Annotated in this window: 19 protein-coding genes; 13 read left to right on the forward strand and 6 right to left on the reverse strand. The window is 36.6% G+C overall.

The features are described 5' to 3' along the window. Positions 1-231: 231 nt before the first annotated feature. The gene (locus ACOVQ4_RS22670) at positions 232-1158 is read right to left on the reverse strand and encodes a helix-turn-helix domain-containing protein (RefSeq protein ID WP_421822864.1); all 927 of its coding nucleotides are present in this window, start codon (positions 1156-1158) and stop codon (positions 232-234) included. A gap of 435 nt (positions 1159-1593) precedes the next feature. Next, positions 1594-2754 (reverse strand): acyl-CoA dehydrogenase, encoded by a 1161-nt coding sequence (locus ACOVQ4_RS22675; protein WP_421822865.1) that lies wholly within the window; start codon positions 2752-2754, stop codon positions 1594-1596. Between the two features lie 612 nt (positions 2755-3366). Between ACOVQ4_RS22675 and ACOVQ4_RS22680 the strand changes: the two genes are divergently transcribed. The 9 genes from ACOVQ4_RS22680 (at position 3367) to ACOVQ4_RS22720 (ending at position 10569) form a co-directional block, all read left to right on the forward strand. Then, positions 3367-4392 (forward strand): rod shape-determining protein, encoded by a 1026-nt coding sequence (locus ACOVQ4_RS22680; protein ID WP_095166233.1) that lies wholly within the window; start codon positions 3367-3369, stop codon positions 4390-4392. Positions 4393-4672: 280 nt separating this feature from the next. After that, positions 4673-5548: a rod shape-determining protein MreC gene (gene mreC / locus ACOVQ4_RS22685; RefSeq protein ID WP_421822866.1), complete on the forward strand. Its 876-nt coding sequence runs from the start codon at positions 4673-4675 to the stop codon at positions 5546-5548. 47 nt (positions 5549-5595) lie between these two features. Then, the gene (locus tag ACOVQ4_RS22690; RefSeq protein WP_421822867.1) at positions 5596-6102 is read left to right on the forward strand and encodes a hypothetical protein; all 507 of its coding nucleotides are present in this window, start codon (positions 5596-5598) and stop codon (positions 6100-6102) included. Positions 6103-6398: 296 nt separating this feature from the next. After that, positions 6399-7019 (forward strand): sigma-70 family RNA polymerase sigma factor, encoded by a 621-nt coding sequence (locus tag ACOVQ4_RS22695; RefSeq protein WP_095166239.1) that lies wholly within the window; start codon positions 6399-6401, stop codon positions 7017-7019. 255 nt (positions 7020-7274) lie between these two features. Next, the gene (locus ACOVQ4_RS22700) at positions 7275-7481 is read left to right on the forward strand and encodes a phosphohydrolase (protein WP_421822868.1); all 207 of its coding nucleotides are present in this window, start codon (positions 7275-7277) and stop codon (positions 7479-7481) included. 257 nt (positions 7482-7738) lie between these two features. Continuing rightward, entirely contained in the window at positions 7739-8308 is a 570-nt protein-coding gene (gene gmk / locus ACOVQ4_RS22705) for a guanylate kinase (protein ID WP_421822869.1), read from the forward strand. Between the two features lie 76 nt (positions 8309-8384). After that, the gene (nadD, locus tag ACOVQ4_RS22710; RefSeq protein ID WP_421822870.1) at positions 8385-8957 is read left to right on the forward strand and encodes a nicotinate (nicotinamide) nucleotide adenylyltransferase; all 573 of its coding nucleotides are present in this window, start codon (positions 8385-8387) and stop codon (positions 8955-8957) included. 11 nt (positions 8958-8968) lie between these two features. After that, positions 8969-9790, forward strand: a complete 822-nt coding sequence (locus tag ACOVQ4_RS22715; protein ID WP_421822871.1) for an NAD(P)-binding domain-containing protein — start codon at positions 8969-8971, stop codon at positions 9788-9790. A gap of 101 nt (positions 9791-9891) precedes the next feature. Then, a complete protein-coding gene (locus tag ACOVQ4_RS22720) occupies positions 9892-10569 on the forward strand; it encodes a hypothetical protein (RefSeq protein WP_421822872.1) in 678 nt (225 codons plus the stop codon). 134 nt (positions 10570-10703) lie between these two features. On the opposite strand, the gene ACOVQ4_RS22725 is transcribed toward ACOVQ4_RS22720, so the two are convergent. Further along, complete coding sequence (locus ACOVQ4_RS22725; protein WP_421822873.1) at positions 10704-11558, reverse strand: LytTR family DNA-binding domain-containing protein; 855 nt, start codon at positions 11556-11558, stop codon at positions 10704-10706. Between the two features lie 403 nt (positions 11559-11961). Further along, positions 11962-15333, reverse strand: a complete 3372-nt coding sequence (locus ACOVQ4_RS22730; RefSeq protein WP_421822874.1) for a ThuA domain-containing protein — start codon at positions 15331-15333, stop codon at positions 11962-11964. A 311-nt stretch (positions 15334-15644) separates the two neighbouring features. On the opposite strand from ACOVQ4_RS22730, the gene ACOVQ4_RS22735 reads away from it, so the two are divergent. Further along, complete coding sequence (locus tag ACOVQ4_RS22735; RefSeq protein WP_421822875.1) at positions 15645-18050, forward strand: penicillin acylase family protein; 2406 nt, start codon at positions 15645-15647, stop codon at positions 18048-18050. Positions 18051-18283: 233 nt separating this feature from the next. Next, on the forward strand, positions 18284-18973 hold the full coding sequence (locus tag ACOVQ4_RS22740) for a TerC family protein (protein WP_421822876.1): 690 nt from the start codon (positions 18284-18286) through the stop codon (positions 18971-18973). Between the two features lie 165 nt (positions 18974-19138). On the opposite strand, the gene ACOVQ4_RS22745 is transcribed toward ACOVQ4_RS22740, so the two are convergent. Together ACOVQ4_RS22745 and ACOVQ4_RS22750 are read right to left on the reverse strand one after the other, a co-directional pair. Next, positions 19139-19543 (reverse strand): hypothetical protein, encoded by a 405-nt coding sequence (locus tag ACOVQ4_RS22745; RefSeq protein ID WP_421822877.1) that lies wholly within the window; start codon positions 19541-19543, stop codon positions 19139-19141. 266 nt (positions 19544-19809) lie between these two features. Then, entirely contained in the window at positions 19810-20205 is a 396-nt protein-coding gene (locus ACOVQ4_RS22750) for a hypothetical protein (RefSeq protein ID WP_166579605.1), read from the reverse strand. Positions 20206-20798: 593 nt separating this feature from the next. Between ACOVQ4_RS22750 and ACOVQ4_RS22755 the strand changes: the two genes are divergently transcribed. Beyond that, on the forward strand, positions 20799-22121 hold the full coding sequence (locus ACOVQ4_RS22755; protein ID WP_421822878.1) for an AAA family ATPase: 1323 nt from the start codon (positions 20799-20801) through the stop codon (positions 22119-22121). A 9-nt stretch (positions 22122-22130) separates the two neighbouring features. After that, a complete protein-coding gene (locus ACOVQ4_RS22760; RefSeq protein ID WP_421822879.1) occupies positions 22131-22628 on the forward strand; it encodes a hypothetical protein in 498 nt (165 codons plus the stop codon). The last annotated feature ends 167 nt before the right edge of the window (positions 22629-22795 follow it).

Raw genomic sequence — 22795 nt, forward strand, 5'->3', positions numbered from 1 at the left:
TTGGAGATTCTTGACAGAGCAAGAAGTCATCAAGTTGAAATATTTTGTGTAGGTTCGTTTGATATTATATTTATTAAAAAGGCGGTATCGATTTACTTCGATACCGCCTTTTTACTTTTGTATACCTTAAAGGCATATCTAGGGCAAAGAAAAAGCCCCTGATAAAATCAGAGGCTCTTATATAATTTTGAAAGTGAAATCTTGTACCGTATAAGCCGACAAAACTTGAAATTACAAGTTCATTAATGATTCGCGACGACGCATCTTTCCTGCTGGGATACCAAACATCATCTTGAAACGACGACAGAAGTAAGCGGTATCTTTATAACCTACCTCAGCGCCAATAGCACGAATCGACTTTTTAGAGGTACGCAACAAACCTACAGCGGCTTCCATACGTTGGTATTCGATATAATCTTGAGGGTTGATACCCGTCAACATTTTGAAATACTGTCCTACATAATCTTCTGATACGTTTGCTACGTTGGCCAATACTTTGTTCGACAAGTCGCCACCGATATTGTCTTTGATATAAGCAAAGATATCTATCAAACGTGGGTCTTTGAAGTAAGTACTGTTGGTAGCTAATTGTTCAACAAACAAACGGTTTTTGATGATATAACGAATAATCTCAATAACGATTTCTTCGGTCTTTATCTTGATTACACGACCTTTACCCAATACATCACACATATCCTCTTTCAAGATTTCGTTAATCATGTGAGCCAACTTGTCGTCTCTTTTGATTAAGAAAGGAGGAATGTCTAAGGAAGTAAAGAAGTTTACCGAATCAAATACTTTTGCTTCGAAAGCTACTAAACCAAAAGAGTTTTCTACCTGACCGATTCTTGCTGGGTCTAGGTTTGGTTCGAAGTATAATTCACGATGAGTCATAAACTCTTCGTTAGAAACAACCTTTGGTTTGTCGGCGTTACCATAAGTCAAAGAAAGCATCTTTCCACCTGGGATAAAGAGCATATCGCCAACCTCTGCGTGAACAGCTTCTTCACCAAATGAAACCTCACCGTTGTACAAAATCAAGAGTGTGTTTTCTACATCGTAAAAGTTCTTGATTCTGATTGGTTGTAATATTCTAATGTTACGAGATTTGATGAACTTAACACCAAGGGACTCTATGATTTTATTATAATCTTCCATTTCTGCGGCTTATTTTCTATAAATTGAAAACAATGATAGATAAATTTAGGACAAAACTAATAAATCGCATTAAAATTCCAAAATATAAATAAAAAAAGTATCAGGATTTTTTTTGCGTAAATTTCTCATACTGGGCTGATTATTATTGTAATATCCTAAGAAGAGGCTTTTTTAAGGGGAAAATTGACTGTGTTAAATATTTGAATATTTCATAGTTTTTGTGTTTTTTCAAGACAATCTGCCAAAAAAGTAAAGATTTTGAGCCTAAAATTGTCAAAAACACGCCTATTTCTTCTAAAAGCAAATTGGGCTCTGAGATTAATGTAATCTTTATAAAAAAAGTACAAAAAAAGCCGTTAAGTCTCAAAATTTTGACTTAACGGCTTTAGGATTTGACTCAAAAACTGCGAGAAAGCTTTTGGCTTCAGTAAAATATTACTTTAGAAGCTCGCGGGCAATTACAATTTTCTGAATTTCGGAAGTACCTTCATAAATCTGTGTGATTTTGGCATCACGCATCAATCGTTCTACATGAAACTCTTTCACAAAACCATACCCGCCATGAATCTGCACTGCTTCTACTGTGGTATCCATGGCTACTTGGGAAGCAAATAGTTTGGCCATCGCCGCCGATTTGACGTAGTCTTTATGGTGGTCTTTGTCCAAGGCTGCTCTTAAGCATAAAAATCTGGCTGCGTCAATTTGAGTTGCCATTTCGGCAAGTTTGAATTGAATCGCCTGATGCTCAGAGATAGCCTTCCCAAACGCTTTACGTTCTTTAGAATATTGTAAAGCCAGTTCATACGCACCCGAAGCAATCCCTAAAGCTTGTGCTGCAATACCAATACGACCTCCATTGAGCGTAGACATCGCAAATTTGAACCCAAAACCATCAGGACCAATACGGTTTTCTTTAGGAACTTTTACGTCGGTAAACATTAAGGAATGCGTATCCGAGCCACGAATCCCCAATTTATTTTCTTTTTTTCCTATCTGAAAACCTTCCATTCCTCTTTCCACAATTAGGCAATTGATACCTCTATGACCTTTTTCGGGATGCGTCTGCGCAATAACTAAATACGTATTGGCACGACCGCCATTAGTAATCCAGTTTTTGGTACCGTTGAGCAAATAATAATCGCCCATATCTTCGGCTGTGGTATGCTGAGAGGTGGCATCCGATCCAGCTTCGGGTTCGGACAAAGCAAATGCTCCGATGTGTTGCCCTGAAGCTAAGGGTACCAAATATTTTTGTTTTTGTTCTTCTGTGCCAAAAGCTTCTAGCCCATAGCACACTAGCGAATTATTGACCGAAACCATCACCGAAGCGGAGGCATCTATTTTGGATAACTCCTCCATCGCAAGTACATACGATACCGTGTCCATGCCACCACCACCGTATTCTGGCGAAACCATCATTCCGAGGAATCCCATTTCGCCCATTTTTCTGACCAATTCCTCTGGAAAAAACTCCTTTTCATCCCGTTCAATTACACCCGACAAGAGCTCTGTTTGAGCAAAGTCTCTTGCGGCTTGTTGTACGGCCAAATGTTCTTCGGTAAACTGAAAATTTAGTCCATTTAATGCTGTTGTCATAGTTTAAAATAAAGTTTAATTGATGATCAATTGATTGAACGGTAATACAATCAATACTCAACCTACCGTTTGTTATTATAGCTTGAAAATCTGTTGTATAAGTGGACAACTACTAACAAGTATTTGGTACTTTTAATACCTTAGATATAATGATTCAAATATAGTAAAAGGTATGCGTGCATACTATTTTTTCGGAAAAAAAATTTCCGATAGATTTTTTTGAAATAGAAGGGCAAAATCTCCAACTTTCTCTCTAATTTTGCACTTTTACAAGAAAATGGTCGTATAAGAGAGTTTGTGATAGTCTAAACTTTTCGATAACTTGCAGAAAAACGAGTAGTTATTGAGGATTTTGTGGCGATATGACATTCATGCATTGATAACAAATCCAAGTGTGTTATCAATACAGGCAAGAAAATCGAGCTATAAAACACTAGGGAATGAGCAAGAGTGCAATTACTCGATACAACTACATTGCGTGAGTAAATCTGTAATAGAGATAAATCGGGTGTATTATACCAAGCTATAAACCATAAGTGTATTACCACTAATTGATTTTAAAAGTATAGTAGAGTTTAAAGATTTTAAAACAAGCCAAGAAGAACTAATAAAATGGGATTATTTAGTTTCCTTACATCCGACATTGCTATTGACTTGGGTACGGCTAATACCCTTATCATTCATAAAGATAAAATTGTTGTTGACGAGCCTTCAATCATCGCTTTAGACAAAGCTACCAATAAAGTATTAGCGATTGGTAACAAAGCGATGCAGATGCACGAAAAGACCAACGAAAATATTAAAACAATTCGTCCTTTGAAGGATGGTGTAATTGCAGACTTTACCGCTGCCGAATTGATGATTCGCGGTATGATCAAGATGATTGATACGGGTAGTCGTTTTTTCACACCTTCTCATCGTATGGTTGTTTGTATTCCATCGGGTATTACCGAGGTAGAAAAACGTGCCGTAAAAGACTCTTGTGAGCATGCAGGTGCCAAAGAGGTATATATGGTACACGAGCCTATCGCAGCGGCAATCGGTATCGGTATCGACATTGAGCAACCAAACGGTTCTATGATTGTTGATATCGGTGGTGGTACTACCGAAATCGCCGTAATAGCCCTTTCGGGTATTGTTTGCGAAGCCTCTGTTCGTATTGCGGGTGACGTATTCACACGTGATATCGTAGATTATATGCGTCGTGAGCACAACTTATTGATTGGTGAGCGTTCGGCCGAGTTAATCAAAATTGAAGTTGGGTCGGCATTGCCAGAATTAGAAAATCCTCCAGCAGACTACGAAATCCGTGGTCGTGACTTGATGACAGGTATTCCAAAAGAAATAAAAGTAACCTATTCTGAGATTGCTTATTCCTTAGATAAATCTATTTCTAAAATTGAAGAAGCAGTTATGAAAGCCCTAGAAGTATCCCCTCCAGAGCTTTCGGCAGATATTTACCATAACGGTATTCATTTGACAGGTGGTGGCGCTTTGTTGCATGGTTTGGACAAACGTATTGCAAACAAAACGAAGCTTCCTATTCATATTGCCGATGACCCATTAAGAGCGGTAGTAAGAGGTACAGGTGAAGTGTTGAAACACCTCGACCATTACAAGCCAATTCTAATTTCGTAATTATCACGATTTGGGATAAAGTGAATGGGAAATAGCTTAGCTCAATTTCTCATTCACTTTTTTGTTATGATTTAAGTGTTAGGCTATAAGCTGTAGGCATTAAGCAAAAACACTAATAATTTTATGACAGGTATTTTCATACTTTTAGCTAATGACATAAAGCCCCAATAACTTAGGAGTTCTTGTTATTTGAAAAGTACATTTAGTTGTGGTATGCCCAACGATTACAGTCTAAAGCCACAATTTTCAATTTGTCAAAAACCTTACTCTTCAAAAAGAAATGTATAGACTATTCCAGTTCATTTCAAAGCAACGAGCTTTCATTGTGTTCGTACTTTTGGAGGTACTGAGTTTGTGGATGTTTTATTCATATAATAATTACCCCAACGCTGTTTTTTTCAATACGACTAATTACTACGCTGCCAAAGCACTCGAAACATCTAATTCCATCGCTGAATTTTATAATCTCCGTAATGTCAATCAAGATTTAGCCATGGAAAATAAGCAGTTGCGAGAAACGGTGTTGAAGCTTCAGGCACAGCAATTGATACAGCCCAGGGTAAATTATAAAGCAGACTCTATCGTAGCTGCACGTTTTCAGCCAATTGTTGCTAAGGTAACAGAGTTGACAACCAATCAGTTCAATAACTATATCACCATCGATAAAGGTACTGCCGATGGCTTGGCACCTGGTATGGGGGTAATCTCTTCAACGGGCGTAGTTGGTAAAATCAAATCTTGCTCTGAGCACATGTCACGCGTAATTTCGGTATTACACTCCGAATATACGATGTCTGCCAAGATTAGACGAAATAACGAAATTGGTTCGGTAAAGTGGGATGGAAAAAATCCTGAGCTTTTGGAAATGACAGATGTTTCTCGCTACAAATCCGTTAAACAACGAGATACCATTGTGACTTCCGATTACAATTACGTATTTCCAGCAGATATTGCGATTGGGTATGTGACAAAAGTTGGTGTAAAGAAAGATATGACTTTTCATGATATTCAGTTAAAAGTGGCAACTAATTTCAATACACTCTCGTATGTTTACGTAATCAAAAACAGATTAGAGAAAGAAGTGAAGCAATTAGAGGAAACACCTGAGAATACCACCCCTCAGAGTTCAAAAGCGCCACAAACAACTAAACCATAAGTAGACAAGGAGCCAGTCACCCTAATCGAAAATTAAGAACCAAGTAAATGACTCTTCGAAATATCGTCCCAGAAGTTTTAACTTTTATATTCTACTTGTTGTTGCAAGTGTTTTTTGTGCGACAGCTAGTTTTCTTTGATTATGCATTTTGCTTTGCTTATGTGGCGGCAGTATTATTATTACCTTTTGAAACGAGCCGTTTGCAATTGGTGATTTTAGGTTTTGTAGCAGGTTTGTTTGTCGATATATTTTATAATACCATGGGCGCTAATGCGGCCGCAACTACCTTGATTGCGTATTTGCGACCGTCAATTATTACCTTATTAACGCCCCAAAGAGGATACGACGAGCGCCAAGTACTCACGTTACGTTCGATGGGCTTTGGTTGGTTTATTTCTTACTTAGGTATTCTTACACTGATTCACCACTTTGTTTTGTTCATGTTAGAGGCATCTGATTGGGGCTTGTTCTTTCAGGTGATACTCAAAGTATTAGCTAGTATTATTTTTACAAACACTGTTATTTTTATTCTACAATTCTTCAGAAAAGAATAAAGGAATAACTTGAAAAACAGTGATTTATTTGGATTTCGCGAGTCGTCGGTAAAGCTTAACACTTTCTCTATTACTCCTGCTTTATTGATTGGAGAGAGCTTTACAATGAAGAATGCCTAGCATGCCTTTTTGTCATAAAATTGATAAAAATCATTCTTGGCAGATTGTTTGTACATGATAGTATTCAAGCGTTTGAGAATTTAGAGACAGAGTCAACGAGATAGTGAACGTAGTAAAGCTGTACTCTGTCGAACGATTGGATAATGTGTTTTTAAAAAAGAGACTCATCATCAGCTATGTCAGAGCAAGAAGAAATCCCAACTCTCCAAACCTATTCGGAAACTGAAAAACATAGAGTTTTCGAAAAGGAGTTTATGCCCCATATAGATTCTATGTACAACTTTGCGTTTCGTCTTACCAATGATGAAGACGACGCCAATGACCTTGTGCAAGATACTTACTTAAAAGCCTTTCGCTTTATCAATTCTTTTGAAGAAGGAACTAATGCCAAAGCTTGGTTGTTCAGAATCCTGAAGAATAGCTTTATCAACGATTTTAGGAAGAAATCGAAAGAGCCTTCAAAAGTAGATTACCAAGATGTAGAAACAACCTACAACTCGGAGGAAGATGCCGAAACTACTCAAACAGTAGATTTACGTGCCGAAACTGTCCAAGATTTGATTGGTGACGAAATAGCCAATGCGCTCAATTCGCTCCCTGTAGATTTTAGAACAGTAATTATCCTCTGCGATATCGAAGGATTTACGTATGAAGAAATGGCCAAAATCCTAGATATTCCTATTGGTACTGTGCGTTCACGCTTACACCGTGCTCGTATGCTCTTGAAAGAGAAACTGAAAAGTTATGCCAAAAATTTAGGATATGATGTCAATGCTGACACTTTGGCAGAAAATTAGCTGTCCGATAGGTGACATAAATCAGAAAGTAAAAACTTTTTTACAAAACTGGAATTTTTTTTTTTGTCGCTCTGTTCAATAACTACTTGATTTATATCAAAATACAAAAAGTTTATCGTTTGCTTTGACAAATAGATTCATTAGAAAATAACCAAGTTAACTGCTTAATTCTATAAAGACATGATTTCCGAGGCTGAGAAGGTGCAAGGGACTCCCCAACAAAAGAAGACTCATTGCGAACATGAGGGCGAATGTATGAAACTTGTTCAACTTATTGTAGATGGACAGGCGACTGAGGAGCAAATAGCTCAATTTAAAAGTAACATGGACAAGTGCTTGCCATGCGAAAAGGGCTATGAATTAGAAAAATGTATCAAAGACGCCATGCAACTAAGATTAGAAAAGAAATGCGTCCCATCTTCTTTGCTTGATTGTATCAAGAAAAAAATAAGCGGTTTGTAAAATCACAAACGCCTATAAAAGCATTCGAAAGGTTATTAAGTTGTCCATAGTTGGATTCGACTTAATAACCTTTTGCTTTTGGTCTAATCTTGTGATTAACTCTTGTCTTTAGTGCTCAAATGATTGACTCTTTGTCACTCAAATAAATAATTTGTAATTTTGAAAAACAATTGGTTCGTGATAAGGCTTTTTATTTGTTATAATGAGCTTCTCAAAATCACAAAACTAATTTTTATATTCCCTAAAATTTTTAAGCATTGGAAAACGGCAAACTTATCATTTTTTCGGCTCCGTCTGGTTCTGGTAAAACTACCATCGTGAAGCATCTTTTGGCTACCAACTCTAATCTGGGTTTTTCTATCTCGGCATGTACACGTGACAAACGTGGTCGTAACGAAGAAAATGGCAAGGATTATTACTTCATGACACCCGACGAATTCAAACAAAAAATTGTTAACCAAGAATTTGTAGAATGGGAAGAGGTATATCCAGGCGCTTATTATGGTACCCTCAAATCAGAAATAGAAAGACTCTGGGCAGCAGGAAAACATGTGATTTTTGATGTGGATGTACGTGGTGGCGTAAAATTGAAAGAGTATTATAAAGAACGTGCTTTATCTATTTTTGTGAAAGTACCTAGCGTAGAAGAACTAGAAAAAAGACTTCGTGAACGTGGTACCGACTCAGAAGATTCTATCTCGAAAAGAGTTTTCAAAATGAACTTCGAAATGTCTTTCCAAGACCAATTTGACGTAGTATTGTTGAACGACAATTTGGATGAAGCCGTAGCAAAAGCACAAAAGCTTTTTGACGATTTTACAAAATAATTATAACGCACAAAAGGGTTGTTAGTAAATCAAATTTTGGTTTGCTAACAACCCTTTTGTTTTGATATCTATTCGAATGAAAATAGGCTTATTTTTTGGCTCATTCAATCCTATTCATGTGGGGCATTTGATTGTTGCCAATGTGATGGCAACAACGACCGACCTCGACCAAGTATGGTTTATCGTTTCGCCACAAAATCCTTTTAAGAAAAATAAATCGCTTTTGCATGAGTTCGATCGTTTGGATATGGTCGAAAAAGCTATTCAGGATAATCCTCTTTTCCGCGTTTCGAATATCGAATTTTCGATGCCAAAACCTTCTTATACTATCGATACTTTGATTCGTTTACAGGAAAAACACCCTAATTATGAGTTTAAGCTAATTATTGGAGGGGATAACTTGGCACAATTCCCAAATTGGAAAAACGCAGATAAAATTCTTGAATACTTTGGCTTGTATGTTTACCCAAGACCTAACTCCGAACCGAGCGACTTAGAAAAGCATCCTAATGTTCAATTAGTAAAAGCTCCATCATTGGATATTTCGGCCACATTTATTCGGGATTGTATCAAAAACGGACAGCCGATAAGATATATGGTGCCCGAAGTTGTAGAAGAGCATATTCAGAGAAAGAAGTTTTATCTATAAATAGTACTAAGATGAAAATAGCGATTTTAGGATGCGGTTGGTTGGGTTTTCCGCTGGGCAAAAATCTGGTAGCCAAAGGGCATCAAGTTATAGGTTCGGTCACTTCCGAAGCGAAAACACTTCCCTTGTCCGAGGCAGGAATTCAGCCTGTGGTATTGCAGCTCAATCCTGAAGCCAACGAAGCAATATTATCTGATTTTTTAGCGGCAGATTTATTGGTAATTGCTATTCCGCCAAGAGCAGGTAAATATGGCGACTCTTTTCATGTAGAACAAATTGAAGGGATATTGCCGACGCTTCAGAAATCAACGATTCAGAAGGTAGTTTATATTTCATCGACTTCGGTATATCCAGACTTGGGGCAAGTTGCCACAGAAGATAGCGAGGTAATTCCAACGCATAGTTTGATTCAGGTCGAAAACCTTTTGAAAAATGCTTTGGGCAAAAACGTAACCATTTTGCGTTGTGGAGGCTTGATGGGACAAGAGCGTATTCCTGCGAAGTATTTTGCAGGAAAAACTATCAATACGGGCGCTATTCCCGTCAATTATGTACATCAGGAAGATGCAGTTGGCGTGGTAACGACAATTCTTGAAAAGGGAATATTTGGAGAAACCTTCAATGTAGTATCACCAGAGCATCCTGTTAGGAAAGAAGTATATCTAAAAAATTGTGCAGAGCTAGGTTTTGCCGAGCCTATTTTTGTTGAACCAGAAACAACCATACCTTATAAAGTGATTGATGCTACAAAACTGCTCAACAAGACTGGATACGAGTTTCGTTATGCCAATCCTTTGGATTATAAGTATTACGACGTTGTTTGTGTAAAATAAGTCTATTTACGAAACAGCGGTGAAAAGTCGAGAATAAAGCAAATGATTGGTAAATTAGGGTAGAAAGTATTTGTATAAAATTTCACCTTAATTTAAGATTCATGAAACTACACATTGGTATCTCTCTCTTTATTTGTTGTTGGCTCCTAGGCAATCAAGCGTTAGGGCAAAGTATCTCCATTAGTATTAGCTCAGGAAACCCCGAATTATCCTCTGGAATTGCCAAAGGAAGTGGTTTTTTACAATTCAAAAACTACAACTTATTTGAAGTCTATCGTATGCTGTTGGCAGAGCAGAAAATTTCATTAGAAAAGCCTAAAGATGTAATCGTAAAGACTGAAAACGTCAATGTAATCTTGCGCACAGATTCGCTATTATTAGAAGATGGAAAAATGGTGCTGATGGATTCTTTATTGAAAAGATATAACCAGAAAGTACGATATAAAAATAAGATAGAGGATAGATGGGTACTTTCGGTAGATGATGCAAAGAAGTTAGCAACATTTGTGACCCAAAATCTGATGCCTGGAATGGTTCAAAGTAAGTCGTTCAATGGTTCGGAGTTATCTATAGTTAATATGAGTATTCCTGAAATAATCGCTGCCATCGAAGATTTGATTAAAACACCTATTGAAAATCATATTTATGATCAGATAGACCAGAAATATAGTATGGATATTAAATTGAATCCTATTTCATCTCTCACACAACAATTCAAACTCAAAGGACTTACATATATACAGCAACCTACCGAAATTCGAATAGCAGTGATAGAATAAAAACTATTCATCTCAAATTTAGTGTTTGAGCGAATGAGTGATTATTATCTGAATTTTACTGGTAGAGAAGCAATGCTTTGCGTCTGTAGTGATAGAATATTAATCACTCATGCACTCAATCACAAATTACTACATTAAAGCCCAGTCCTAATTTGCTCTACCAAATAGGCATATTTTCTTGCTACGGGTACTTGTCCATTTTGATTGAAAAGATGTAAACGGTATCCCTGCGCATTTCCCGATATTTTTTCTACTTGAGATAGATTTACGATAAAGGAGCGGTGACATCTGAGAATATGGGTATTTTCAGGAATTTGCCCCTCCAATCTTGTTAGGCTACTACGGAGTATCGTTTTACATAACACTTCATTTTCAAGATAATATACAGTACAATAGTTATCACTCGATTCGATATAAAGCAGTTGAGGTGCAGGAACTACTATTTTATCTTTTTCATTCTCGGCCACTAAGTTTAATAGTAGTTTCTCTTCTGTTGGAGTAGTAGTTGGAGCAACGATATTGGTAGGAGCTAGGGCATATTTTTTTAAGTGATAAATATAATTGATAAGCACTATCATAGTGGCAGGGAATATGCCTAAAACCAAGGTGTATATCAACATGGCAACATAACCATCAACTTGCACATCTGTCAAATGAGTGGCAGCGCTATAGGCAACATTGCCACAAGCAATCGACGATAAGTTAAATGCCACGTAGAGCATTTCTTTGCCTACTGTCCAATTTTCGCTTGCAAAGCTGATTGAAAAAATACGGGGAACCACAAAATAGTTGAACAGCATCATAATGGTGCTCACTAATCCAAAACCTGATAATATCCAAGGTTTACTTGGGTCATGCCAATTGGCAGCGCCAAAAGGTTGAAAATAATTGAGAAAAGTGGCAATAAAAATACCCGTTGCAATAGATAAAACTATACTCTTTCGAGGCGTCGCGTTATGTGGATAAGGCTGAGAGAGTATTTTAAACATTAGCTTTTTGATTAATGAAATGAATGTTGACTAATTGGTTGAATATTTTTATGTAGATAAGTAATATTTTACGTCTTAGGGTAAATTGCAACAACAATTATTCAACCTCAAGCAAAAATAGAGAAAGCATAAGATTTATTGAAATATTGACAAAGAAAACAATTTAGTGAATTATGATTGAGTGAGTAATTATGCAAAAATTTGTATTCTACCCGTAGAGACGCAATCATTGCGTCTCAATGATTGTGTCAGAAGCCATTTATATTGAGCATAGTAGCAACAAAAAAGCGGTCGAAAAATAGTTTTTCGACCGCTTTTTTGATAAAAACTTGGAGAACAATCCCAATCCTAAAAAATTAGAGATGACTCATGTTTTATATGCTAAAATCACTCAATACATTTCTTATTTTACCGCAGTAATGTCCGAAATGGCGAAAAGCGCTTTGTCTTTTGCTTCAGGATTTACAAAAACAAAATAGAGGTTTTGTGTACCTGTAGCATCTGCCAAACCTAATTTTACGGGTTGTGTATTGCCTTTGCCTACCTCAGCCGAACTCAGCAATTTGCCAGTTGGCGAGCCAATGCGTAACTCTATTTTACCTCCTACAGTACGCTCATCAGAGGCAAATGCTGCCACATCAAAAGCTTTTAAACCCGTGAGGTCAATGTTTTCGAAGCCGATATATCCTTGGTTTTTAGTCGCTGCTACGATTTCGCCCAAACCATCAATTTTTACTTTCATCGTTTCTTTTTGAACGTCATAGCTAGTTGCTTTGAATTTAGCGCTTCTCAAGGTTACGGTTTTAGTAGTATTTTGAGAGCCTAAACTTCCTGCGCCTTTGTCGGTATAACTAGCTGAGAAAATGTACGTACCAGCTTTGCCAGTATCTTTGGTCAGATATTCACCTTTTACAGGCTTGCTTGCCTTGCTGTCATCCGCCAACGACAAGATATATTTTACCATTTCGGTAGCATCTGCTTTGCTTACTTGTGGGTGCGCAGCCATAGCTTGTTCGCCCCAAACACCACCACCACCTTTGATGATTTTGTCAGAAAGTTTACCTTCTATTTGGAAAGCACCTTTGTATTTTTTGGCTACTTCTTTGTAAGCTGGTCCGATAGATTTTTTATCAATTGAGTGACAAGCCTTACAGTCAGACAATTCAATCAAGCGTTTTCCTGACAATACGCTCATATTTTGTTGGTGACCTTGCGCAATGATGGTTTTATCAAATCCTTCAAGATAGTCGATATTTACTTGTACATCTTCCGCTTTGATTTTTTTGTTATCTAAAGAACCATCTTCTTTGTCAGCAACTTTTACTTCGTAAGCTACTTTCTCATCATTCCAATAAAATGACTTATTGCCTTTGATGTTCAAGGCTACCTTTGGAATATCATTTCCTGCTTTTATTTCTACCGAAGCCTCTGATATATTACCTGCTGTATCTTTTACTTTGAGTGTGGCCTGATAAATACCAGGTTTTGTAAAAGTAAAACTAGGGTTGTTCAGCTTACTTTTTGGTGCGCCTTTTGCAAATGACCATTCGTAACTAAGCACATCGCCATCATAATCTTTTGTACCTACAGAAGAGAAATTTACTTTGAGTGGCACAGCGCCAGCTACCTTATCAGCACTGATTTGTACAACAGGCTTGCGGTTGCCAGCATTGAATTCGATACGAGACAAACGAGCATCTTCATTCTGAGCAAACCAGTTTTGACCATATTCCAATACATATAAAGCACCATCTTTAGCAAATTGCATATCCATTGGGTGACTAAATACCGTATTTGGCATAAAGCGCTCCATCGAAACAAAATCACCGTTTGGTTTCATCGTAACGATATTGATAAAGTCACGTGCCCAGTCGTAGGCAAAGAATTTTCCATCAAAGTATTTCGGAAACTTGACATTCGAGTTCTGATAATCATTGATATAGTACACAGGTCCACCCATAGCATTACGTCCGCCTTTGCCAACAATAGGGCCAAACTCTGGCGAGTCGGCATACGGATAGTAAATAAAGGCTTTTTGTGCTGGAGGTAATTCTCTCAAACCTGTATTGTGTGGCGAATCGTTGATAGGCTTCTGTGGGTCAAATTTGCTACCAACTGAATTGTCTTCAAAATTGCGCTGATTATAAGCACGGTTGTCGGCAACAAACAATGGCCAACCAAAATAACCAGCTTTACGAGCTTGGTTTACTTCGTCGTGACCGCGAGGTCCGTATTTGTCTGAGTTTTCGCCTGCATCTGGCCCAACTTCTCCCCAATACAAATAACCAGTGTGCTTATCTACTGAAATACGGTAAGGGTTACGGTTACCCATTACATATATTTCTGGACGAGTTTTTTCAGTGCCTACAGGGAAAAGGTTGCCTTCGGGAATCGTGTAAGAACCATCGTCAGTTGGTTTAATTCTTAAGATTTTACCTCTCAAATCATTCGTATTTGATGAGCTAGCACGAGCATCCCAACCAGCACGACCAGCACGATTGTCGATAGGAGCAAAACCATCTGAAGCAAATGGGTTGGTGTCGTCACCAGTCGAGAGATATAGATTACCTTTATTGTCCCATTCAATAGAGCCACCTGTGTGACAACAGTCAGTACGTTTTACAGGAACTCTTAACAACGTTTTTTCAGAAGAAAATACCAATGTGTCTTTTACATCATCATAAACAAATCTTGAAAGTCGGTTGGCGGTATCAGCACCAGCCACTTGGTATGATGGACTGTAGAATAAGTAAATCCATTTGTTTTGATTATATTTTGGGTCAATATTTAAACCCATCAAACCGTATTCAAATTTTGAATATACACGCAAGTCTGCTGCTACTTTGGTTTTTTTCGTAACAGGGTTATATACTTTTAATAAACCTTTTCTTTCAGTAAATAATACTTTACCATTATCCAAAACAGCCAATTCGGTTGGCTCATCAAGGTTTTTGTCTAATACAATTTTGGTAAAACGGTTTTCTTCTGGCGCATATTCACTACGAGCTTTGGAGTAGTCTAATGCCGAACCAGAAGCAGCCCATTGCAAGCCACCCCAAATATGAGTCATCGGAATTTTGTCTGAGAAAGTCTCGTGTGTATGTCCCCAGTTAGTATAAAATGCACGCCCACCGTCATATTCATGATACCAAGACATAGGATGAAAATCACCCATTTTACCTTCTTGGTAAGATTTTTCGTCGAGAGTAATCAATACTTTAACGTCTTTGTTAAACTCTTTGAAATCATAGAATTCATCTTTTCTTTCAAAAGTCGTAGGCAAAGTACTTGTCGAGATATGGTTTTTATCGGTTACCGTAAATTTACCCATCTGAACATTCGATACATTTTTGCCAGGGTGACCATTAAAATACCCACCAACTAACTTACCGTACCAAGGCCAGTCGTATTCGGTGTCTGATGCCGCATGCACTCCCATAAAACCACCTCCTGCTTGAATATAACGCTCGAAAGCAACTTGTTGAGTGGGGTTCAGCACATCGCCTGTGGTACTCATAAAGATGATTACTGCATACTTTTTAAGATTGTCCTCCGTGAACTTTGATGCGTTTTCGGTAGTATCTACGCCAAAGCCGTATTTCTGACCAAGGTCTTGCATAGCCTTTATACCAAAAGGAATTGAACTATGGCGAAAACCAGCAGTTTTGGAAAATACTAGCACCTTTTTGCCCTGCAAAGGGTTGGAGGTCTGTGCCCTTAGGGAGAGAATGGCTAAAGAAAAAAGAGCCATTAAGGCGAGCCTTAATTTTTTCATAATAAATTGTAATTGGATAGTTTGAAAGAAACCAATATAGATAAATTCGTTTTTGAATAATACCAAAATTAACCAAAAAACTACTTGTGTTCTATACTGTTCTGCAATTGTAGTTGAATATAATTAAAAAAAGTTGAATTAAGATATTTTTTAGAAAGAGGGATGAGTGATAAGATGTCCAAGAAAAGACTAAATTTGCGATTAGTGCTTTGATACAAAGGACTTCAAATATTAATTCACTTCAATATCTTTAGCGGACAAGTTGTTAGACCAGAAGGTCTTTCATTTTGTGTGAAAACTTATTAAAAACTATGCGTTTTATCAAACGAATCTTAATGGGACTACTTATTGTAGTCGTGCTATTGGGGCTGGGAGTATTTGTCTGGCTCAAGTCAAAAGTAGCAAATCATGATCAAGAAATAAATCTACAAGGGCTCACACAACCTGTAGAGGTACTTTGGGATGATTTTGGAATACCTCATATTTATGCCCAAACCGAAGAAGACGCTTATTTTGCGTTGGGATATGTGCATGCACAAGAAAGACTTTTCCAGATGGAAGCCCTTCGTCGTTTGGCAGATGGACGTCTCTCGGAGGTATTTGGCGATATGGCTTTGGAGAGCGATAAGTTTTTTAGAAGTCTTGGTTTTAGAAAATATGCTGAACAAACCGTCGCACAATATCCTAAAAATGAAGGATACGTAAAAGCCGCTTCGGCGTATGTGAATGGAGTCAATGCTTTTATCGAAAATGGAGATACGCCTGTAGAGTTTGAATTGTTGAAAATTCCGAAAACGCCTTTTTCAAATATAGATTTACATATTATTCAAGGATATATGGGTTTTTCTTTTGCGGATGCTTTTCGCACCGACCCCTTGATGACCTATATTCAACAAAGTCTTGGTGATGAATATATCAAGGATTTGGTAACAACTTGGGCAACTAATGCCGAAAAAATCCCTGTTACCAAAGGCAATGAAAAAGAGATAGCGTTTCGTAAAGGTGCAGAGTCAGTACAAAACTTGTTGGCATTGGGCAATCAAGTGCTTGAATTACAAAAAGCAGCGCCTTTTCCTACGTTTCATGGTTCTAATTCTTGGGTTGTAGCTGGTAGCAAAACCAAAAGTAAAGGTGTGATTTTTAGTAATGATACCCATATTGCTTTTTCTCAACCTTCGGTATTTTTTGAAGCGAATTTGGTTTACCCTAATCAGAACTTTTATGGAAACTTCATCGCAGGAATTCCTATGGCTGTGATTGGGCATAACGACAAAGCTGGTTGGGGCTTAACGATGTTTGAAAATGATGATGTTGATTTTTACAGAGAAAAAATAAATCCTACAAATGCCAATCAGGTTTGGTTTAAAGACCATTGGGAAGATTTGTCTATTAGAAAAGAAGTCATTAAAGTAAAAGGGAAACCAGATGTGGCTGTTCAATATCGCTCGTCGAGACATGGCGTTTTGATTAATGAGTTTGATAAGAAATTTGTTCATGAAAAATCGCCAGTGGCCTTATGGTGGGTATTAACACAATTTCCTGACCGTTCTTTAAAAGTCTTCTACGATTTGGCACATGCCACCGATGTCAAACAAGCAGAGGCTGCCGCTTCGATGATTCATTTCCCTGGCCTGAATGTAATGTATGGCGATGCCAAGGGCAACATTGCTTGGTGGGCGTCGGCAAAACTCCCTAAGCGTCCTGCTCATGTAAAACCTTATATGATTTTGGATGGCGCTAGTGGCAAAGATGAGATAGAGGGCTGGTTAGATTTTGCTCAAAATCCTCATGCTGTTAATCCTACTAGTGGTTTTGTGTACTCTGCCAACAACCAACCTGAGGATATGGGTACTGGCTTGGTAGCAGGTTACTATGTTGCGCCAGACCGTGCGACTCGTATCAAGCAACTATTGAATACTTCAAAAAATGATTGGACCGTAGAAGATATGCACAAAATGATTACTGAGCATAAAAGCGCCATGGCGCCAATTGTGATTCAAAGTATTGCTCCAATTATTAAATCAACAGGACATACTGAGTTGCTCACTTGGGATGGTACACATGATTTGGAAGATATCGAACCAACGATTTATTACAGATTCTTGTATCGTATGTATGAGGCTACTTTCAGAGACGAACTAGGTGCTGAAGGATTCAAAGCATTTGTTAATTCTCAAACCATGAAGCGTTCTTTACAAAACTTTATTGTTAATGATACTTCTAAATGGTGGGATAATAAGGATACAAAGAATGTAGAAACTCGTACGCAGATTATTCAATCAGCGCTAAATCAGGCTTATGCAGATTTGACTGCTCAACTTGGAGCGGATAAAAAGGCATGGCATTGGCAAAAAGTTCACACACTCGAACACGTGCATCCTGTGGGTAGACAAAAGCCTTTGAACAAACTCTTTAATGTAGGACCTTTACCAGCTATGGCGGGCAAAGAAGTAATCAACAATCTTGATTTTCCACTAGATTCTTCTGGATATTACAAGGTTAGTTATGGGCCAGCTTTGCGTCGTGTGATAGATTTTTCAAAACCTTTTGAAGGACAAAGTATAAACCCAACGGGACAATCGGGATATTTTATGAGCAAACATTACGATGACCAAGCTCGTATGTATGTAGAAGGGAAATTTAGAGGAGAACTTATTCGAAAAGAAGATGTAGAAAAAGTTAAATCAGGTAAGCAGGTGCTGAAGCCAAATCAATAATTTAAAATTTGAAGATTTGGAAATTTGAAAATAAATTTTGCATAGGCACAAAGTGTTCTAAATGGAACACTTTGTGCCTATGTGCCTTTGTCACTCTGCACTTTTGCTGAACCAAAATCTAACCGAAATCTAATCCTGAGACGCTAACTTTTGGTATAACTTGCACGTTCAAATAGCAAAGGAAATGTTTCAGGTTTTGAGGCATAGACTCCTTTCAAACAGACAAATAGACAATGACAACCGAAATTCTTATTTCACTGCTTACCCTGATTGTATTAGAAATCGTTTTGGGTATCGACAACATTATTTTTATTTCCATTCTCTCTGATAAACTTCCTCCAGAAAATCGCAAAAAAGCGAGATTGGTGGGTTTGAGCCTCGCGCTGGTTTTGCGCCTAATCTTATTGGCGGGCATTAGCTGGATTATGAAGCTCGACAAAACCTTGATGACAATTTCGGGAATAGATTTTTCAGGAAAAGACATAATTCTTATAGCTGGGGGCTTTTTCCTTTTATATAAAAGTAATAAAGAGATTTTTGAAAAAACAGAGGAGGGAGAGCATGCTAGTTCGACACCAACGTCGAAATCTTTTGCCGCAATCATTGGACAAATTTTATTACTAGATTTAGTCTTTTCAATTGATAGTATTATTACGGCCGTAGGTTTGGTAGATGAGTTGTGGGTCATGTATGCCGCCGTAATTGTTTCCATCACAATTATGTTGGCTGTAGCTGGTTCTATTAGTAGGTTTATTAGCAAACATCCATCATTAAAGATTTTGGCTCTCTGTTTCCTTCTTATGATTGGGGTTACGCTAATTGCCGAAGGATTAGATTTTCATATTCCGAAGCAATATATCTATTTCTCAATGGCATTTTCATTCTTTGTGAACATAATACAGATTAGAAAAACGAGCAAATAATTTGTTTTCCATTAGTTAAGACGCAATGATTGCGTCTTAAGCCATTTATATTTAGCATAGTAGCATCAAAAAAGCGGTCGAAATTATGTTTTCGACCGCTTTTTTATGAAATTGAGAGAATCATTCTAATTTCAAAACTCATCACTCTCAATTCAGCACTCATACTTACTTATTCACGTCCATTGTTCTTGTCAAGGTAGTGGGTTTAGAGGTATCTAGCACTACAGTTTTACGAATCGTTTCATGTCCGTCGCTGATTTCGAAAGTATATTTTCCATCACCAAGCTCCGACATATCAAATTTACCATGATACGACTCTGTATTTTTACGAACCGTGGCGGTATTTAGGATTTCACCATCTTCATTTTTAATGGTAATCGTTACCGATTTACCGATGATTTTTTCAAGCATGATATTCATTTTGGCTGCACCTTTAGTTTGGTACATGCCTATTCTGAATGTCTTGGCTTTGGCAGTGTAATTACTGTTGTTGTCGTTGTTGTCGGCCAATGAAACAAATGAAGTCAAAGCCAATAAAATTAATACTACAGGTTTAAAGAGCGTTTTCATATTATTGAATGAGAAGTTTAAATGAGGCTTACCGTCTTTACAGACATTCAGCATATTAGTTTAAAGAGGAATTTTACTGCGCTGTTAGCCGGTAGCTTTCAGCAATTTATATATTCAAAAAAGAGGTTTAGCTTTTATATATATTCAAAAAAAGAGGTTTTTCATGACTTGTAATCTTTTAATTGTCAGCGGTCAGTTATCAGTTATTACCAATACCTGACCACCGATGTCCAGATGTATAGCGTTCGTCAGGCGCTAGGATTGGACTATTTATTAACTGTCAGGTTTCTTGTTGTTTCTTGCGTTTCAGGAGACTGAAGATTTACAGTCTTAACAATTTTCTCGGTTCCGTCAGTGATTTCGAAAGTATAAACTCCGTCTTCCAACTGGCTCATGTCAAACTTACCGTAATACGAAGGGGTATTTTTCGCAACATACTCTTGGTGTAATACTTTTCCCGAAGGGTCTTTCAAGATAATCTTTACCTTTTTATCGGTTACTTTTTCAAGCATCAAATTCATGTTTAGTGAATTTTTGCTTTTGAACATGCCAACTTCAAACGTCTTCGTCTTATTTGCGTTGTTGTTGTCGTTGTTTGCGAAACTAACTACAGATAAAACTGTTAATGCAGAGATTGAGAAGAGTTGAGCGAACGTTTTCATGACTTTTATTAATGTTTAGAAAGTTAAACCTTAATGCTTGATTACATGATCAAGAAGAAAAGTTTTGATTGAGAGTTAATTTTTAAAACTGTTTTTGAATCTTTTACTTACTTGTTGTGCTGAATTCTTGTGTCAAAGATATATGTTTAAGCCAGTACCTTGCAATACAAAATACCATAATCGGTCGTCTAGTCGGTTGAATGGTAAAAATCTCGGTACAAATTGTTGAGATATTGACTAAACTGGTAGGATATATGGATTAACGGTTAAGGCAGGTTTTTTCTTTGCGAATTCTATCCATAAGATGCAGGTAAAAGCAGAGATGTTGCATGAAGATTGAAAAAAAATATTTTTTTTTGAAAAGGGACAAAGGCTTGCAGGAGCAAAGGCACAAAGAGAAATGAGTCCTTTCTATTTTCATGAGTTATTATGCTAATCATATAGAATTTAAGTCAATAAATATCTTTATTGGGGCAAGATTCAAGTGATCCTATCATATTATCTGAGTACAATCATTCCTATTAGGTGTAATAGTTATTTTCATTTAACTTCGTAAATTAGTTACAAAAAACTATTATTGATTTTATAATTATATGACTTCGAATCTAAGAGTTAGGACAGAAAAGTTTAGAGCTATTAATGAAGCTGATATTATCATTGATGGAATTACACTTGTAGCAGGCGAAAATGGTTGCGGTAAAAGTACTATTTCTAAATTGTTATATTTTTTATTCAAAACTGTTTCAAATTATGACCAAGTTATCAAGCAAAAATTGATGATAGAGTTAAGGGATGTATTGCGATTTTTTGATATTTTTCAGCAGGAAATAGTTTACAGGAATGATAACAAATTAAGAGAAGAATATCGACGTGAAATATTAGACTTGAGGAAGGGTCTTTATAATTCTGGGTATTTATTAGAGGAATTAGAGAAATGGGTTGTACTGATAGAAAAAGTAGAGAGTCTATATTCAAGCTATTTCACAGAGAATAGCGAGTTAAATAAAGCCGTAGTATTAAGAAAAGATAGACTAGACAGGATAATTAAAGAGATTCAAAAAAATGAAACTTCAGTTGATAATGAAGTTTCACCTTTTACCAGTATAAAAGATTGGTTAACAGAAAGGTTTAATGATGCTAGGGAGAAAATAGAATTACGTCCAACCTCAATTTTTATAGAAGAACTCAATAAGGTTTTTTCTGATGATAAGATACCAGATAAATTTGATGTATTGGAGTATAATGATATTATTGTTTCTTTAGAAAGAAGTAATCTCTCAATACCTTTTTCTATAGATAAAGCTATATATATAGATACACCCATGATGTTATCTATTGAGGACTCATATAATGAATATTGGGATGACTTAAATAATCTGTTAAGAGAAGATAAGAAAGATACTAGGAATGTAATAACAGAAATAATAAGTACTCAAGTTATTCAAGGGGATGTTGAGTTGAACGAGGGTGTTTTTTTAGCTGGCGATTTCAAATTTAAAAGAGCTGATGGTGCCATATTTAATTTGATAGATGTCGCTACAGGTATAAAAGCTTTCTCAATTCTTCAGTTATTATTAAAAAACGGGCATTTGAATGAAAAAACTCTCTTAATTATTGATGAACCTGAATCGCATTTACATCCACAATGGATTATAGAGTATGCTAGGGTTATAGTATTGCTCAATAAACATGTTGGAGTAAAATTTTTCTTAGCGAGTCATAATCCAGATATGGTTAGTGCGATTAGACATATATCAGAGAAACAAGGAATTCTTGAAGATGTAAACTTTTATATCGCTCAAAAAAATAATGAGAGTTTTAACTATAACTACAAATTCTTGAACAAAGAAATAGACCCAATATTTGAGTCTTTCAATATTGCATTCTCTCGAATTAATCAATATGTCTCTGAATAATATTCTACGATGAAATATGACCTTGAAAAAACACAAACACATAATCTATCATTAGATTTTCATTGTTGTCTAAAAAACTATAATCAAATTATACAATCAGAAGACGATGATTTGGATGATTTACCTAGTTTTTTTGATGACAATGTTGTTGCTATAGATTTAGATTGTATTGAGCGCCTTAGAGCAAGTCAGTTGCGGCAAGATCAAGTTAGTACAATGGATACCGTTTTTGCTATTTCCGATTTAGACCAAACAGAAATGTTATTAGTTGAACTAAGACTTAATTATAAAAACCTTTATAATCTAAATAGAAATAAACTAATAGCTAAGGTAGAGGGATCAATAAGCCTATTGGGTAATAGTGTACCTATAAATGAAAATTATATTTTTATCTTTCAGCCAAATAAAAAACAAGAGGCAATAAATAGGATTGCTAGAATGATTCCAAGCTTAAATAGTAACTATCAAGTACTTGATTTAAACGATTTAATAAGGATATATTTTTGAGTATATCTTCATCATTGCTACGTGCCCATAAATATTAAATGTGTATATGTTTAATATTTATGGGCACGTAGCGGTTTATTACTAAATCATACGATATCCATCAAATCCTGTCGCCATTCTTAAAGTCCGCATACCATTCTTACAATCTTTCTTACTGGACAGCTTTC

Source organism: Flectobacillus sp. (assembly GCF_049240685.1).
In the GTDB taxonomy this organism is placed as follows: domain Bacteria; phylum Bacteroidota; class Bacteroidia; order Cytophagales; family Spirosomataceae; genus Flectobacillus.

Coding starts and splice junctions, on each gene's coding strand:
- ACOVQ4_RS22720 (WP_421822872.1), top strand. CDS start 9,892: ATGAAACTACACATTGGTATCTCTCTCTTTATTTGTTGTTGGCTCCTA.
- ACOVQ4_RS22740 (WP_421822876.1), top strand. CDS start 18,284: ATGACAACCGAAATTCTTATTTCACTGCTTACCCTGATTGTATTAGAA.
- ACOVQ4_RS22750 (WP_166579605.1), bottom strand. CDS start 20,205: ATGAAAACGTTCGCTCAACTCTTCTCAATCTCTGCATTAACAGTTTTA.
- ACOVQ4_RS22730 (WP_421822874.1), bottom strand. CDS start 15,333: ATGAAAAAATTAAGGCTCGCCTTAATGGCTCTTTTTTCTTTAGCCATT.
- ACOVQ4_RS22745 (WP_421822877.1), bottom strand. CDS start 19,543: ATGAAAACGCTCTTTAAACCTGTAGTATTAATTTTATTGGCTTTGACT.
- ACOVQ4_RS22675 (WP_421822865.1), bottom strand. CDS start 2,754: ATGACAACAGCATTAAATGGACTAAATTTTCAGTTTACCGAAGAACAT.
- ACOVQ4_RS22700 (WP_421822868.1), top strand. CDS start 7,275: ATGAAACTTGTTCAACTTATTGTAGATGGACAGGCGACTGAGGAGCAA.
- ACOVQ4_RS22760 (WP_421822879.1), top strand. CDS start 22,131: ATGAAATATGACCTTGAAAAAACACAAACACATAATCTATCATTAGAT.
- ACOVQ4_RS22735 (WP_421822875.1), top strand. CDS start 15,645: ATGCGTTTTATCAAACGAATCTTAATGGGACTACTTATTGTAGTCGTG.
- ACOVQ4_RS22680 (WP_095166233.1), top strand. CDS start 3,367: ATGGGATTATTTAGTTTCCTTACATCCGACATTGCTATTGACTTGGGT.
- mreC (WP_421822866.1), top strand. CDS start 4,673: ATGTATAGACTATTCCAGTTCATTTCAAAGCAACGAGCTTTCATTGTG.
- ACOVQ4_RS22670 (WP_421822864.1), bottom strand. CDS start 1,158: ATGGAAGATTATAATAAAATCATAGAGTCCCTTGGTGTTAAGTTCATC.
- nadD (WP_421822870.1), top strand. CDS start 8,385: ATGAAAATAGGCTTATTTTTTGGCTCATTCAATCCTATTCATGTGGGG.
- ACOVQ4_RS22690 (WP_421822867.1), top strand. CDS start 5,596: ATGACTCTTCGAAATATCGTCCCAGAAGTTTTAACTTTTATATTCTAC.
- ACOVQ4_RS22755 (WP_421822878.1), top strand. CDS start 20,799: ATGACTTCGAATCTAAGAGTTAGGACAGAAAAGTTTAGAGCTATTAAT.
- ACOVQ4_RS22715 (WP_421822871.1), top strand. CDS start 8,969: ATGAAAATAGCGATTTTAGGATGCGGTTGGTTGGGTTTTCCGCTGGGC.
- ACOVQ4_RS22695 (WP_095166239.1), top strand. CDS start 6,399: ATGTCAGAGCAAGAAGAAATCCCAACTCTCCAAACCTATTCGGAAACT.
- ACOVQ4_RS22725 (WP_421822873.1), bottom strand. CDS start 11,558: ATGTTTAAAATACTCTCTCAGCCTTATCCACATAACGCGACGCCTCGA.